Here is a 15,630-nt window from a genome sequence, read left to right as displayed (position 1 = left end):
GGGACTATGGATTCTTTCTTTTCGACCTATGTCTTGCCGGCGATCATCATGATCGGTCAGTCGCTGCTGCTTCTGGTCTGCCTGCTCGTCTTCATCGCCTATGTTCTGCTCGCCGACCGCAAGATCTGGGCGGCCGTGCAGCTGCGCCGCGGCCCGAACGTCGTCGGTCCCTTCGGCCTGTTCCAGTCTTTCGCCGACCTGCTGAAATTCGTCTTCAAGGAGCCGATCATTCCGGCCGGCGCCAACAAGGCGGTGTTCCTGCTTGCCCCGCTGGTGACGGTGCTTCTGGCACTGTCGACCTGGGCCGTCGTACCGCTCGCCGATGGCTGGGTGATCGCCAACATCAATGTCGGCATCCTCTACATCTTCGCGATTTCCTCGCTCGAGGTTTACGGCATCATCATGGGCGGCTGGGCTTCGAACTCGAAGTATCCGTTCCTCGGCGCGCTGCGCTCGGCCGCGCAGATGGTGTCCTATGAAGTCTCGATCGGCTTCGTCATCGTCACCGTGCTTCTCTGCGTCGGCTCGCTGAACCTGACCGATATCGTCAATGCGCAGCATACCGGCCTCGGCACCATGCTCGGCCTGCCGGCGTCGTTCCTCGACTGGCACTGGCTGTCGCTTTTCCCGATGTTCATCATCTTCTTCATTTCGGCGCTCGCCGAAACGAACCGTCCGCCCTTCGACCTTCCGGAAGCTGAATCGGAACTCGTTGCCGGCTTCATGGTCGAATACGGCTCCTCGCCATACATGATGTTCATGCTCGGCGAATATGCGGCCGTCTGCCTGATGTGTTCGCTGACGACGATCCTCTTCCTCGGCGGCTGGCTGCCTCCGGTCGACATCTGGATCCTCAACTGGGTCCCAGGCATCATCTGGTTCATGCTGAAGGCCTGCTTCGTGTTCTTCATGTTCGCGATGGTCAAGGCTTTCGTCCCGCGCTACCGCTACGACCAGCTCATGCGCCTCGGCTGGAAGGTTTTCCTGCCGCTGTCGCTCGCCATGGTCATCATCGTTGCATTCGTGCTGAAGCTGATGGGATGGGCATGATGACGCCCTCTCTCGTTTCCGGCAAAATTGGAGGTTGAAGATGGGAAGCTTGTCCAGCTCCATCAGCTCGCTGTTCCTCAAGGAATTCTTCGGCGCGTTCTTTCTGTCGATGCGCTATTTCTTCCGCCAGAAGGCGACGATCAACTATCCCTTCGAAAAGGGCCCGGTTTCCCCGCGCTTCCGTGGTGAGCATGCGCTGCGCCGGTATCCGAACGGCGAGGAACGCTGCATCGCCTGCAAACTCTGCGAGGCGATCTGTCCTGCCCAGGCCATCACCATCGAGGCCGGCCCCCGCCGCAACGACGGCACCCGCCGCACGGTGCGCTACGACATCGACATGGTGAAGTGCATCTATTGCGGCTTCTGCCAGGAGGCTTGCCCGGTCGATGCGATCGTCGAAGGCCCGAATTTCGAATTTGCGACGGAAACCCGCGAAGAACTCTATTTCGACAAGGCGCGCCTTCTCGACAACGGAGACCGTTGGGAGCGCGAAATCGCCCGCAACATTGCGATCGACTCGCCGTACCGCTGATCGAGTTTAGACATGCCGCAAGGGGGCTTCGCTGCTCCGGTCGCGGTCAATATGCACAGGAGCTTTGCCGGTCAGCCGCGCAAAGCTCTATCGGGCAGAAAAACTCCCGGCTGCCCGGGGAAGATGAAAAAGGCACCAACATGGGTCTGCAGGCTCTATTTTTCTATCTTTTCGCCTTTGTCGCGGTGGCGTCGGCGTTCATGGTCATCTGGGCGAAGAACCCGGTTCACTCGGTTCTGTTCCTGATCCTGGTGTTCTTCAACGCGGCCGGTCTCTTCCTGCTGGCCGGTGCCGAATTCCTGGCGATGATCCTGCTCGTCGTCTATGTCGGCGCCGTCGCCGTACTCTTCCTCTTCGTGGTGATGATGCTTGATATCGACTTCACCGAGCTCAGAGCAGGGGTTCTCGAATATGCGCCGATCGGCGGCTTGATCGGGATCATTCTCGCCGCCGAGCTGATCGTCGTCATCGGCGGCAGCGTCATCTCGCCCGAGATCGCCAAATCCGTCGCCATGCCGATCCCGGCGCTCAGCGAGCGCACCAATACGGCCGCTCTCGGCGACGTGCTCTACACCAACTACGTCTATTTCTTCGAGATCGCCGGTCTGGTGCTGCTGGTCGCGATGATCGGCGCGATCGTGCTGACGCTGCGGCACCGCACCAATATCAAGCGGCAGAATATCCCGAGGCAGGTTGCCCGCACGCCCGCCACCGCCGTCGAGGTGGTGTCGGTCAAGCCCGGGCAGGGCGTCTAAAGGCAGGTCAAGGAACAAAGAACATGGTCATCGGACTTTCCCACTACCTGACGGTCAGCGCCATCCTCTTCACGCTCGGCGTCTTCGGCATTTTCCTGAACCGGAAGAACGTCATCGTCATCCTGATGTCGGTCGAACTGATCCTGCTTGCCGTCAACATCAACATGGTCGCCTTCTCCCACTTCCTGAACGACATCGTCGGCCAGGTCTTCGCGCTGTTCATTCTGACGGTCGCGGCTGCCGAAGCGGCGATCGGTCTTGCAATTCTCGTTGTCTTCTACCGCAACCGCGGCTCGATCGCGGTCGAAGACGTCAATATGATGAAGGGCTGAGTGGCTCATGTTCCTCTATAAGGCTATCGTCTTTCTTCCCTTGATCGGTGCGATCGTCGCCGGCCTGTTCGGCCGCGCCATCGGCGCCAAGGCTTCGGAATATGTCACCAGCGGCCTGATGATCATCGCCGCCATCCTGTCCTGGATCGTGTTCTTCACGGTCGGCATGGGCCATGCCGAAGGCGGCCCGATCAAGGTCGAGGTGCTGCGCTGGATCCAGTCCGGCGGCATCGACGTCTCCTGGTCGCTGCGCGTGGATACGCTGACCTCCGTCATGCTGATCGTCGTCAACACGGTCTCGACGCTGGTTCACGTCTATTCGATCGGTTACATGCATACCGATCCGCATCGCCCGCGCTTCTTTGCCTATCTCTCGCTCTTCACCTTCGCCATGCTGATGCTGGTGACGGCCGACAATCTGGCGCAGATGTTCTTCGGCTGGGAAGGTGTCGGTCTCGCCTCCTATCTGCTGATCGGCTTCTGGTTCAAGAAGCCGTCGGCAACGGCTGCGGCGATGAAGGCCTTCATCGTCAACCGCGTCGGCGACTTCGGCTTCGTGCTTGGCATTGCCGGCGTCTTCGTGCTGTTCGGTTCGATCAACTTCGACACGATCTTCGCCAATGCCTCGAACTTCGCCCCGCATGAAGGCGGCGGCGAGGCGAGCGAAGTGATCCTCAACCTCTTCGGCATGCAGCTCGACAAGGCGCATGCGCTGACCGGCGTCTGCCTGCTCCTGTTCATGGGCGCCATGGGCAAGTCGGCGCAGTTCCTGCTGCACACCTGGCTGCCTGACGCCATGGAAGGCCCGACCCCGGTCTCGGCCCTGATCCACGCCGCCACCATGGTCACCGCCGGCGTCTTTCTCGTCGCCCGCATGTCGCCGCTCTTCGAACTGTCGCCGGATGCGCTCGTCGTCGTCACCGTGATCGGCGCGATCACCGCCTTCTTCGCGGCAACCGTCGCTCTCGTGCAGAATGACATCAAGCGCGTCATCGCCTATTCCACCTGCTCGCAGCTTGGCTATATGTTCGTGGCGCTCGGCTCAGGGGCCTATGGCGCGGCGATCTTCCATCTGTTCACGCATGCTTTCTTCAAGGCGCTGCTTTTCCTCTGCGCCGGCTCGGTCATCCATGCCGTCGACGGCGAGCAGGACATGCGCTACATGGGTGGCCTGTATCCACATATCAAAGTTACCGGCATCCTGATGATCATCGGCACGTTGGCGATCACCGGTTTCGGCATTCCCTTCACGCCGATCGGCCTCGCCGGCTTTTACTCCAAGGACGTTATCATGGAGGCGGCCTATGCTTCGCATTCGCCGGTCTCGGGCTTTGCCTTTACGCTACTGGTCATTGCCGCTCTGTTCACCAGCTTCTATTCCTGGCGCCTGATCTTCATGACCTTCTTCGGCAAGCCGCGCGCTTCGCACGAGGTCATGCACCATATCCATGAATCGCCGCAGGTCATGCTGGTGCCGCTCTATCTCCTCGCGATCGGCGCAGTGTGTGCCGGCTACTTCTTCGAAGGCCGGTTCTACGGCGAGGAATATGCCGAGTTCTGGAAGGGCGCGCTGTTTACCGGCGCCGAGAACGAACTCGTCGAACAGTTTCACCACGTGCCGGCGCTGGTGGGCCTGAGCCCCTTCATCGCCATGCTGCTCGGTTTCGTCACCGCCTGGTACATGTATATCCGTTCGCCGCAGACGCCGCGCATCCTCGCCAGGCAGCACCGTGTGCTCTACCAGTTCCTGCTGAACAAGTGGTACTTCGACGAACTCTACGATTTCCTCTTCGTCCGCACCGCCAAGGCGCTCGGCCGCTTCCTGTGGAAGAAGGGTGACGTCGGGGTCATCGACACCTACGGCCCGAACGGTGTGGCCGCCCGCGTCGTCGCCGTCACCGACCGCGTCGTCCGCCTGCAGACCGGTTACCTCTATCACTACGCCTTCGCCATGCTGATCGGCATTGCGGCGCTTGTTACCTGGATGATGCTCGGGAGTTCCTTCTGATGACCGATTGGCCTATTCTTTCAACGGTCACCTTCCTGCCGCTCGTCGGCGTGGTGCTCCTGCTATTGATGAACGGCGAGAGCGAAACCGGCCGGAAGAACGTGCTGTGGATCTCGCTGATCACGACCGTCTTCACCTTCATCGTTTCGCTCTTCATCTGGATCGGCTTCGACAATGCCAATCCGGGTTTCCAGATGCTCGAAAAGCATGACTGGCTGGGCACCGGTATCGGCTACCATCTCGGCGTTGACGGCATCTCGATGCTGTTCGTCATCCTGTCGACCTTCCTCATGCCCTTCTGCGTGCTGGCGAGCTGGCTGTCGATCGAGAAGCGCCTGAAGGAATATATGATCGCCTTCCTCATCCTCGAAACGATGATGGTCGGCGTCTTCGTCTCGCTCGATATCGTGCTCTTCTACGTCTTCTTCGAGGCGGGCCTCATTCCGATGTTCCTGATCATCGGCGTTTGGGGCGGCAAGGACCGCGTCTACGCGAGCTACAAGTTCTTCCTCTATACGCTGCTCGGCTCGGTTCTGATGCTGCTCGCCATCATGGCGATGTACTGGCAGGCCGGCACGACGGATATCACCGCGCTGCTCGCCTACAAGTTCCCGCCGGCGTTGCAGACCTGGTTATGGCTTGCCTTCTTCGCCTCCTTTGCGGTGAAGATGCCGATGTGGCCGGTTCATACCTGGCTGCCCGATGCCCATGTTCAGGCGCCGACGGCAGGCTCGGTGATCCTGGCCGGCGTGCTCCTGAAGCTCGGCGGCTACGGTCTGATCCGCTTCTCGCTCGGCATGTTCCCGGTCGCATCAGATTATTTCGCACCGTTCGTCTTCGCGCTGTCGGTCATCGCCATCATCTACACCTCGCTGGTGGCGATGATGCAGGACGACATCAAGAAGCTGATCGCCTATTCCTCGGTGGCGCACATGGGCTATGTCACCATGGGCATTTTCGCCGCCAACATGCAGGGTGTTCAGGGCTCGATCTTCCAGATGCTCTCGCACGGCATCGTCTCCGGCGCGCTCTTCCTTTGCGTCGGCGTCGTCTACGACCGTACCCACACCCGCGAGATCAACGCCTATGGCGGCCTCGTCAACAACATGCCGAAATATGCCGTCGCCATGATGGTCTTCACCATGGCCAATGTCGGGCTTCCCGGCACCTCGGGCTTCATCGGTGAATTCCTGACGCTGCTAGGTGTCTTCCGGGTCAATACCTGGGTCGCGCTCTTTGCCGCCACCGGCGTCATCCTCTCGGCCGCCTATGCGCTCTGGCTTTATCGCCGGGTGATCTTCGGCGCGCTCGAGAAGGAAAAGCTGAAGGCGCTGCTCGATCTTTCCAGACGCGAACAGCTGATCCTCTACCCGCTGGTCGCACTGACCATCTTCTTCGGCGTTTACCCGGCTCCGGTCTTCGATGCGACGGCCGCCTCGGTGGATCTGCTGGTCAACAACTACACGGCCGCCGTGCACGCAGCGCAGAATATTGCGCTGTCTATGAATTGATGACGGGACTTATCGGACATGACCGCTGAAACAATTCTCCTCAGTCTGCATCTTTCCGCGCCGGAGCTCATCCTCGCGGTCGGCGCCCTTGTCCTGTTGATGGTCGGCGTCTTCTCAGGCGAGCGCTCTGGCCTCGTCGTCACCGGCCTCGCGATCGTTCTGCTGCTCGCTGCCGGCCTGTGGCTGCTCTTCGTGCCGGCGGAAGGCCTTGCCTATGGCGGCGTCTACATGGCCGACGGCTTCTCGCGCTTCATGAAGCTGGTGGCGCTTATCGGTTCGCTGGTCGCCCTGTTCATGACGATGGGTCACGCCCGCGAAAACCAGCTCGACAAGTTCGAGTTCCCGGTTCTGCTGGTGCTGGCGACCCTCGGCATCCTGCTGATGATCTCGGCCAACGACCTGATCTCGCTCTATCTGGCGCTGGAACTGCAGTCGCTGGCGCTCTATGTCGTCGCCGCGATCAATCGCGACAGCCTGAAGTCGACCGAAGCCGGCCTCAAATATTTCGTTCTCGGCGCGCTTTCCTCCGGCATGCTGCTCTATGGCATGTCGCTGGTCTATGGCTTTACCGGCCACACCCACTTCTCTGAGATCGCCCAGGCGCTTTCCGTCGAGGGTGCGCGTTCGCTCGGTCTGATCTTCGGCCTGGTCTTCATCCTCGCCGGCATCGCTTTCAAGATCTCGGCTGTTCCTTTCCATATGTGGACGCCTGACGTCTATGAAGGCGCGCCGACGCCGGTCACCGCCTTCCTGGCCGCAGCCCCCAAGGTTGCCGCCATGGCAATGATGACCCGCATCGTCATCACCGCCTTCCAGCCGGTTCTGGCCGACTGGCAGCAGGTCGTGGTCTTCATCTCGATCGCCTCGATGCTGCTCGGCTCCTTCGCCGCGATCGGCCAGAAGAACATCAAGCGGCTGATGGCCTATTCGTCGATCGGCCACATGGGTTACGCGCTGGTCGGCCTTGCCGCCGGCAACCAGACCGGTGTCTCCGGCGTCATGCTTTACATGGTCATCTATATGGTCATGACCCTTGGCACCTTCGCGATCATCATGTCGATGCGCCGCAAGGACGGCACCGTCGTCGAGGAGGTCAACGATCTCGCCGGCCTCTCCACCACCAACCCGTTCATGGCGGTGGTGCTGACGGCGCTGATGTTCTCGCTCGCCGGCATCCCGCCGCTCGCCGGCTTCTTCGCCAAGTACTTCGTCTTCGTCGCGGCCATCGAAGCCAAGCTCTATGCGCTCGCCATCATCGGCGTTCTCGCCTCGGTCGTCGGCGCCTATTATTATCTGCGCGTCATCAAGCTGATGTGGTTCGATGAGGCGACCGGCGAATTCGCCCGTGTCTCCGGTGCGTTGCGTCTGGTCTTCGGTCTCTCCGGTCTCTTCGTCACCGCCTATGTCCTGATCGGCGGCCCGATCGGCGGCGCGGCCGAGCTTGCCGCCGCGACGCTCTTTTGATGGCTTCCGACGGACGGCGCCGGATATCGCTCGGCGATTTCAGGCACGAGGCTCTGTCGGAAACATCGTCCACCAACAGTGAATGCCTCGCCCGGGCTCGGGCGGGCGACGGCGGCAATCTCTGGGTGACCGCCGAACGCCAGACCGGCGGCCGCGGCCGCCGCGGCCGGCTCTGGGTGTCCGAACGCGGCAATCTCTACGCCTCTCTATTGCTGATCGATCCGGCGCCGATGGAGCGCCTGAGTTCCCTGCCGCTTGCCGTCGCCGTTGCCGTGCACCAGGCGATCCGCCAGGTGCTGCCGCCGGGTGCCGAGCCGCTCGAGGTCAAATGGCCGAACGATATCCTTATCGGCCGCAAGAAGACCTGCGGCATTCTTGTCGAAGGCGAGAGGCTGCCGGACGGCCGCTATGCGCTGATCGTCGGCATCGGCATCAATGTCTCGGTCATGCCGGATAATCCGCTCTACCCCGTCACCTGCCTGCGTCAGCATGCAAGTGCGGCGTCGCCGGAGGAACTCTTCGCCCATCTCTTCGCGGCGATGGCGGATGTGCTTGATCAATGGGACGGGGGCCGCGGTATTGCCGAGATCACCGCAGGCTGGCGCACCATCGCCTGCGGCATCGGCGAAAAGATCACGGTGAATTTGCCGGACCGATCGATTTCCGGACAATTCGCCGGAATTGATGATAATGGCTTGTTGATGCTCGATACCGGCACTGGCAGGATAATGCCCATTGCTGCCGGTGATGTGTTTTTTGGATAGCGGAAAAAACGAAAATTATGGCGAAACAGGACGAGTTGGTATTCCTGCCTCTGGGCGGCGTTGGCGAGATCGGCATGAATCTCGCTCTTTATGGCTACGGCCCGCCCGAGCATCGCCAATGGATCATGGTCGATTGCGGCGTCACCTTTCCCGGCCCTGATCTGCCGGGCGTCGACCTCGTGCTGCCCGATATCCGCTTCCTCGCCAGTGAGCGCAAGAACCTCAAGGCGATCATCATCACCCATGCCCATGAAGACCATTATGGGGCGCTCGCCGATCTATGGCCGGGCCTGAACGTGCCGGTCTATGCCTCCGGCTTTACCGCTGGTCTGCTCGAAGCCAAGCGCAATTTCGAAAAGGCCAGGATCGGCGAAGTGCCGGTGACGCCGTTCAAGGCAGGCGACACGATCAATGTCGGCCCCTTCAGCATCGAAGGTGTGGCCGTCAACCATTCGATCCCCGAGCCGATGTCGCTGATGATCCGCACGCCAGCCGGCAATGTCATCCATACCGGCGACTGGAAGATCGACCACGAGCCTTCGCTCGGGCCCCTGACCGATGAGACGCGGTTCCGCCAGCTCGGCGACGAGGGCGTTCTGGCGCTGATGTGCGATTCCACCAATGCGCTGCGCGACGGTGTCTCGCCCTCCGAAAAGGATGTCTCGGAAAGCCTGCGCAAGATCATCGAGGATGCCGAGGGCCGGGTGGCGATCACCACCTTCTCGTCGAATGTCGGGCGCATCCGCACCGTTGCCGAAGCCGCCGAGGCGGCGGGCCGCGAAGTGCTCTTGCTCGGCAGTTCGCTGAAGCGGGTCGTCGACGTCGCCCAGGATATCGGCCTGATGGAAGGCGTAAAGCCCTTCATCTCCGAGGAGGAATACGGCTACATCCCGCGCGACAAGGTCGTCGTCATCCTGACCGGCAGCCAGGGCGAGGCGCGGGCAGCGCTTGCCAAGCTCTCCCGCGACGAGATGCGCAATGTTGCCTTTGCGGCAGGCGATATCGTCGTCTTTTCCTCCCGCGCCATTCCCGGCAACGAGAAGGCGATCCAGGACATCAAGAACGGCCTCGTCGAGCAGGGTGTGCACATCATCACCGATACCGAGGCGCTGGTTCATGTTTCCGGCCACCCCCGCCGCAACGAGCTGCAGCGGATGTACGAGTGGACGCGGCCGAAGATCGTCGTGCCGGTGCATGGTGAGGCGACGCATCTGACGGCGCATAAGGAACTTGCGGAACAATCCGGCATCGCCCTAGTGCCGCGCGTGCGCAACGGCGATATTCTGCGGCTGGCGCCCGGCCCCGCCGAGGTGATCGGCCAGGCGCCGCATGGCCGCATCTACAAGGACGGCTCGCTGATCGGCGATTTCGACGAGATGGGGATCGGCGAGCGCAAGAAGCTCTCCTATGTCGGTCATGTCGCGGTCAGCGTCGTGCTCGACGCCCGCTATGACATCGTCGGCGATCCCGATCTCGTTTCGATCGGCCTGCCTGTTTATGACGACGAGGGCGAGGAGATGGAAGATACGCTCTTCGATGCGGCGATCAGTGCTATCGAAAGCATTCCGCGCGCCCGTCGCAAGGATATCGATATGGTCCAGGAGGCCGTGCGCCGCGCCATCCGCGCCGCTGCGAACCATGCCTGGGGCAAGAAGCCGGTTGTCACCGCCTTCGTCACCAAGGTCTGACCATGCTTGGCCGGGTAAACCACATCGCCATTGCCGTTCCCGATCTGGCAGCGGCGACAGCCGCCTATCGTGACACGCTCGGTGCTGCCGTATCGCAGCCGCAGGCTCTGCCGGAGCACGGCGTCACCGTCGTCTTCGTCGAATTGCCGAATACCAAGGTCGAATTGCTGCAGCCGCTTGGGGAAACCTCGCCGATTGCAACCTTCCTCGAAAAGAACCCCTCCGGCGGCATGCACCACATCTGTTATGAGGTGGACGATATCCTGTTTGCCCGTGACCGGCTGGTCGCGGCCGGGGCGAGGGTGCTCGGCGACGGCCAGCCGAAGACCGGCGCGCATGGCAAGCCGGTGCTTTTTCTGCACCCCAAGGATTTCTTCGGCACGCTGATCGAACTCGAACAGGCGTGAAGCCTGCGGCAGAATGCCCTGAAGGCGGCCACGCGCTTCATCGGCTTTGAGTTGGCTGCCATTCCGCCGTATAAGGGCGCCTAGCTCAAAGTGACAGAACGTCTGACACTATCGGGAACCCCAATGCTTCAGATTTTTCTTCAGGGATTTGCCGTCTACTTCATCATTTGGTGGATGACGCTTTTCGCTGTCCTGCCGATCGGTCTGCGCACGCAGGCCGAGGACAATGACGTTGTGCTCGGCACTGTTCCGAGCGCGCCGAGCCGCTTTCGCGCCACCTTCGTCTTTTCGCTGACGACGCTGATCTCCGCTCTGGTCTACGGTCTCTGGTATGTCTGCGACACCTATTTCGGCTGGGGCTTCGATGCTCTTCCACAACTCGGGCCGAGCTTCTATTAAGGTCAAGCTTTTGCCCAAACTTTGGGCATATGTATATCACTATAAGGCGACCTTTGTCATACCAGCGTCATGCTGTTGCGGCGAAGAGCTGCCGTAAGGGAATGAGGGGCATTCCCTTACGGCAGCTGGCAGGATCTTTAGGGTCGGGTGAAGTCGAAAAGCCAAAAAAAAACAAGGCTAAAAGCCTTGTTTTAAGTATCGCGTGATCTGTAACCGTTGCCGGGGCAGCGACGAGCGCGCCTAAGATCTGATCCTCCCAAGACTTGACCGCGAATTCGGCAAGAATTTATCCTTCCTGCCTGTTTTGTGGGCTAAAGCTAGCTCAAACATTGGGCTTTGTCATTAGCTTTTTTTGCATTTTTGCTACACTCTAGCAAAATTTTTCTGTTGACAAGATTTTCGTTCAAGTCCTTATAAACACGCGCTTTTTCATGCCCTGTCATTTTCGGGGTGCGAACATGCGCGTGCGGGAGGTTGCCGACATCAGTTGCGGGTTTCCTTCCTGCCGCGAAGCGGCTATGAACGCTCCCGACATTAACCATTGTCTTTCGATTCCGCTTGCAGCGGGATCTCAACTGCTTCGGAATCCGCCATGCGTCTGTCCCGCTATTTCATGCCCATCCTCAAGGAAAACCCCAAGGAGGCGGAAATCGTCTCCCACCGACTGATGCTGCGCGCCGGCATGATCCGCCAGCAGTCGCAGGGCATCTATTCCTGGCTGCCGCTCGGCAAACGCGTGATCGACAAGGTCAACGCCATTATCCGCGACGAGCAGAACCGGGCAGGCGCAATCGAGCTGTCGATGCCGACCCTGCAATCGGCCGAACTCTGGCAGGAAAGCGGCCGCTACGACGCCTATGGCAAGGAGATGCTGCGCATCAAGGACCGCCAGGATCGGCCGATGCTCTATGGTCCCACCAACGAGGAGATGGTGACGGATATTTTCCGCTCCTCCGTCAAGTCCTACAAGGACCTGCCGCTCAATCTCTATCATATCCAGTTGAAGTTCCGCGACGAGATCCGCCCGCGCTTCGGCACCATGCGCTCGCGCGAATTCATGATGAAGGACGCCTATTCCTTCGATCTGACGCGCGAAGGGGCGGAGCATTCCTACAACAAGATGTTCGCCGCCTACCTCAGGACCTTCGATCGGCTCGGCCTGCGCGCCATTCCGATGCGCGCCGACACCGGCCCGATCGGCGGCAATCTCAGCCATGAATTCATTATCCTTGCCGACACCGGCGAATCCGAAGTCTTCTGCCACAAGGATTTCGTCGGCTTCGATATTCCTGGCGAAAACACCGATTTCGACAGCGTCGAGGGCCTGCAGTCGATTTTCGACAAGTGGACCTCGCTCTATGCGGCGACCTCGGAAATGCATGACGAGGCGGCTTTCAACGCCGTTCCCGAAGGCGACCGCCTGTCGGCGCGTGGCATCGAGGTCGGCCATATCTTCTATTTCGGCACGAAATATTCCGAGCCGATGGGCGCGAAAGTGCAGGGACCCGACGGCAAGGAACACTTCGTTCACATGGGTTCCTACGGTATCGGCCCGACACGCCTTGTTCCCGCCATCATCGAAGCATCGCATGACGACAACGGAATCATCTGGCCGGCATCGGTCGCGCCCTTCGATATCGTGGTGATCAACATGAAGGCGGGCGATCAGGCCTGCGACGATACTTGCGAGCTGATCTATGCCGCGCTGACCAAGGCCGGCAAGGACGTGCTCTACGACGATACCGACGACCGGGCCGGCACGAAATTCGCGACCGCCGACCTGATCGGCGTGCCCTTCCAGATCATCGCCGGCCCGCGCGCGGTCGCCAGCGGCGAAGTCGAGGTGAAGGACCGCAAGACCGGCGCCCGCGAAACGATGACCATCGAAGCGGCGATCAACAGGTTCGTGGCTTAAGGAAACGGAGGCGAAATGGCAGAGGCAGCAGTGGACCGGAGTTCGAAATCCGGCTTGGGTCCGGCTGGCAAGCCATTTTCCACCTTCGAACGCCTCGTGGCGTGGCGCTATTTGCGCGCCCGCCGCAAGGAGGCCTTCATCTCGGTCATCGCAGGCTTTTCCTTCGTCGGCATCATGCTTGGCGTTGCGACGCTGATCATCGTCATGGCCGTCATGAACGGCTTCCGCACCGAGCTCGTCTCACGCATCCTCGGCATCAACGGCCATATGATCGTCCAGCCGTCCGATGGCCCCTTCACCGATTATGCCGACCTCTCCAGCAGGCTGGCTGCCGTGCCCGGCGTCAAGATGGCGCTGCCCTTGGTGGAAGGCCAGGTGCTCGCCTCCGCCCAGGCTGGCGGCAGCACCGGTGCGCTGGTGCGCGGCGCCCGCGCCGAGGACCTGACCAAGCTCAAGACGATCTCCGGCAACATCAAATCAGGCGACATGGTGGGTTATGCCTCCGGCCAGGGCGTGCTGATCGGCACCGGCATGGCCAACCAGCTCGGCCTAAGCGTCGGCGACCTCATCACTCTGACCTCGCCGGATGGTGACATTACGCCGATGGGAGTCAGCCCGCGCGTCAAGTCCTATAAGATCTCCGGCCTCTTCGAGATCGGCATGTCGGAATATGATTCCTCGATCATCTTCATGCCGCTCGAGGAAGCGCAGCTTTATTTCAACGCCGAGGGACTGGTGCAATCGATAGAGCTTTTCGTCGATCACCCCGACGATATCGACACTTTGCGGCCCAAGGTGGAGGAAGCGGCTGGCCGCCAGATCAACCTCACCGACTGGCGCCAGCGCAACCAGACCTTCTTTTCGGCGCTGCAGGTCGAGCGCAACGTCATGTTCATGATCCTGACGCTGATCGTGCTTGTCGCGGCTTTGAACATCATTTCCGGCCTGATCATGCTGGTGAAGGACAAGAGCAGCGATATCGCCATTCTGCGCACCATGGGCGCCAGCGCCGGCGCGATCATGCGCATCTTCTTCATGACCGGGGCGGCGATCGGGATCGTCGGCACTGTTGCCGGCGTGCTACTCGGCGTCCTCGTCTGCGTCAACATCGAATCCATCCGCCAGTTCTTCTCCTGGATTTCAGGCACGGTGATCTTCAATCCGCAGGTCTATTTCCTCAGCCAGCTGCCGGCCGAGATGCAGCTCAGCGAAACGATCTCGATCGTCGTCATGGCGCTGACGCTCTCCTTCATCGCGACCATCTTTCCGGCCTGGCGCGCCTCCAGGCTCGATCCGGTGCAGGCCCTGCGCTACGAATAAGGAATGCCGCCTTTATGAAACGCAACGTCGTTCTCAATCTTACCGGCGTCGAGCGCCATTACGGGCAGGGCGATACGCTGCTGCCGATCCTGAAGGGCGCGGATTTTTCGATGTCGAAGGGCGAGATTGTCGCCCTCGTCGCCCCCTCCGGCACCGGCAAATCGACCCTGCTGCATATCGCCGGTCTGCTGGAGCACCCGGACGGCGGCGAAGTCAACATCAGCGGCCATGCCTGTGACGGCCTGAGCGATGAGAAACGCACCGCGATCCGCCGCAGCGAAATCGGCTTCGTCTACCAGTTCCACCACCTGCTGCCGGAATTTTCCGCACTTGAGAACATCATGATGCCGCAGCTGATCGCCGGGCTGTCCTGGAAGGAAGCCGGAGAGCGGGCCGGCCAGCTTCTCGATTACATGCGCATCGGCCACCGCGGCGCCCATCGCCCGGGCGAACTTTCCGGCGGCGAGCAGCAGCGCGTGGCCATCGCCCGGGCCGTCGCCAACGCGCCGACCCTGCTTCTTGCCGATGAGCCGACCGGCAATCTCGATCCGGAAACGGCAAGCTACGTCTTCGATGCGCTGGAGGCGCTGGTGCGCCAGTCCGGCCTCGCGGCCCTCATCGCCACCCACAATCACGAGCTCGCTCGCCGCATGGATCGGCGTGTGACGATCTCGGATGGCAAGATCGTCGATTTCTGACACTGAGCTTAAAGCGCGTCGCATGAATCAAGTTTGATGCGACGCGCTTTAGGGATGACCAGCCCGCCGCGATAATCGAGCATATAGGCTTTCCGGTAGCCGACCATGATGCATTCATTGCCGCTGAACCGCTCGCAGTTCCCTTCGCTGTGATCGATATAGTGGCCGAACGGATGATCGAATTCCATTCCGCCGAGAAAGCGCCCCTGCCGATACATCGCTGAAAGTGCCGCCTTGATCACCGCACCGGCGGCAGCACCGTCGATGAGATCCGGTGCGACGATCCAACCGAAATAATTCATCACCCAGACGGGCTCGCCGGCAAACCAGACAACCTCCTGTCCGGCGAAATCGGTGCCGCCGAAATAGCTGTCGAGATAACGCCAGTCGCCGCGCTCATAGCCGATATCGTGGGCGCCCGGCCGGCAGGGCGTACGCGGCACACCGCCGCCGACATAGGTCGCAGCCTTCGCTTCCACGACGAATTCATTGAGCATTGCAATGTCGAGCATATCCCGTTCTCCTCTCGACCGGATGCTCGCAAATATGCTGCGGCATGTAAAGAACAGAAGCAGAACAAAAATGGGGAAGCAGCCGGGTCGCTGTGAGAGGTGGTCTGCCGTTCGAGTAGCCTGTCCGATCCGTCACCGATCGCGAAAGGACAGGAACGGCCCATCGCATCGCTTGACACTCTCATCGATTCGCGAAGCGCGTCCCAGGTTTTTCAAACGCAAGAAAGAAGGAAAAGATTCCTGTTGACAATGGAACATACATCGAACAAATTAAA

The 15,630-nt window shown here is 60.6% G+C and carries 15 protein-coding genes; 14 read left to right on the top strand and 1 reads right to left on the bottom strand.

Annotated elements, in window-relative coordinates:
- Positions 1-6: 6 nt before the first annotated feature.
- From nuoH to ACS4RS_RS21905, 14 genes are all read left to right on the top strand, one after another.
- Positions 7-1,050 carry an NADH-quinone oxidoreductase subunit NuoH gene (nuoH, locus tag ACS4RS_RS21970; RefSeq protein WP_003587271.1) on the top strand — a complete coding sequence of 348 codons (1,044 nt, stop codon included), beginning with the start codon at positions 7-9 and terminating at the stop codon, positions 1,048-1,050.
- 40 nt (positions 1,051-1,090) lie between these two features.
- On the top strand, positions 1,091-1,582 hold the full coding sequence (gene nuoI / locus ACS4RS_RS21965; RefSeq protein WP_003587270.1) for an NADH-quinone oxidoreductase subunit NuoI: 492 nt from the start codon (positions 1,091-1,093) through the stop codon (positions 1,580-1,582).
- Between the two features lie 140 nt (positions 1,583-1,722).
- The gene (locus ACS4RS_RS21960) at positions 1,723-2,337 is read left to right on the top strand and encodes an NADH-quinone oxidoreductase subunit J (protein WP_439009291.1); all 615 of its coding nucleotides are present in this window, start codon (positions 1,723-1,725) and stop codon (positions 2,335-2,337) included.
- A gap of 23 nt (positions 2,338-2,360) precedes the next feature.
- Positions 2,361-2,669 (top strand): NADH-quinone oxidoreductase subunit NuoK, encoded by a 309-nt coding sequence (nuoK, locus tag ACS4RS_RS21955; protein ID WP_010066755.1) that lies wholly within the window; start codon positions 2,361-2,363, stop codon positions 2,667-2,669.
- Positions 2,670-2,676: 7 nt separating this feature from the next.
- Positions 2,677-4,677 (top strand): NADH-quinone oxidoreductase subunit L, encoded by a 2,001-nt coding sequence (nuoL, locus tag ACS4RS_RS21950; protein WP_439009292.1) that lies wholly within the window; start codon positions 2,677-2,679, stop codon positions 4,675-4,677.
- Positions 4,677-6,188 carry an NADH-quinone oxidoreductase subunit M gene (locus ACS4RS_RS21945; RefSeq protein ID WP_439009293.1) on the top strand — a complete coding sequence of 504 codons (1,512 nt, stop codon included), beginning with the start codon at positions 4,677-4,679 and terminating at the stop codon, positions 6,186-6,188. Before nuoL ends, ACS4RS_RS21945 begins: the two co-directional genes overlap by 1 nt.
- An 18-nt stretch (positions 6,189-6,206) precedes the next feature.
- Positions 6,207-7,652, top strand: a complete 1,446-nt coding sequence (gene nuoN, locus ACS4RS_RS21940; RefSeq protein WP_439009294.1) for an NADH-quinone oxidoreductase subunit NuoN — start codon at positions 6,207-6,209, stop codon at positions 7,650-7,652.
- Positions 7,652-8,416, top strand: a complete 765-nt coding sequence (locus ACS4RS_RS21935) for a biotin--[acetyl-CoA-carboxylase] ligase (RefSeq protein WP_439009295.1) — start codon at positions 7,652-7,654, stop codon at positions 8,414-8,416. Before nuoN ends, ACS4RS_RS21935 begins: the two co-directional genes overlap by 1 nt.
- Positions 8,417-8,433: 17 nt before the next feature.
- Complete coding sequence (locus ACS4RS_RS21930; RefSeq protein ID WP_439009296.1) at positions 8,434-10,104, top strand: MBL fold metallo-hydrolase; 1,671 nt, start codon at positions 8,434-8,436, stop codon at positions 10,102-10,104.
- Positions 10,105-10,106: 2 nt separating this feature from the next.
- A complete protein-coding gene (gene mce / locus ACS4RS_RS21925) occupies positions 10,107-10,511 on the top strand; it encodes a methylmalonyl-CoA epimerase (protein WP_439009297.1) in 405 nt (134 codons plus the stop codon).
- Between the two features lie 123 nt (positions 10,512-10,634).
- Complete coding sequence (locus ACS4RS_RS21920; protein WP_439009298.1) at positions 10,635-10,910, top strand: DUF1467 family protein; 276 nt, start codon at positions 10,635-10,637, stop codon at positions 10,908-10,910.
- A gap of 592 nt (positions 10,911-11,502) precedes the next feature.
- Entirely contained in the window at positions 11,503-12,825 is a 1,323-nt protein-coding gene (proS, locus tag ACS4RS_RS21915) for a proline--tRNA ligase (RefSeq protein WP_439009299.1), read from the top strand.
- 15 nt (positions 12,826-12,840) lie between these two features.
- On the top strand, positions 12,841-14,145 hold the full coding sequence (locus ACS4RS_RS21910) for a lipoprotein-releasing ABC transporter permease subunit (RefSeq protein ID WP_439009300.1): 1,305 nt from the start codon (positions 12,841-12,843) through the stop codon (positions 14,143-14,145).
- Between the two features lie 14 nt (positions 14,146-14,159).
- A complete protein-coding gene (locus ACS4RS_RS21905) occupies positions 14,160-14,843 on the top strand; it encodes an ABC transporter ATP-binding protein (protein ID WP_003587257.1) in 684 nt (227 codons plus the stop codon).
- A gap of 8 nt (positions 14,844-14,851) precedes the next feature.
- On the opposite strand, the gene ACS4RS_RS21900 is transcribed toward ACS4RS_RS21905, so the two are convergent.
- A complete protein-coding gene (locus ACS4RS_RS21900) occupies positions 14,852-15,355 on the bottom strand; it encodes a DUF5680 domain-containing protein (RefSeq protein ID WP_449313818.1) in 504 nt (167 codons plus the stop codon).
- Positions 15,356-15,630 lie beyond the last annotated feature (275 nt).

It is taken from the genome of Rhizobium sp. F40D2 (genome assembly GCF_051810745.2).
Taxonomy (GTDB): Bacteria; Pseudomonadota; Alphaproteobacteria; order Rhizobiales; family Rhizobiaceae; genus Rhizobium.
Note: the sequence above shows the minus strand (reverse complement) of the source record. Positions and strands in the feature narration are given on the sequence as shown.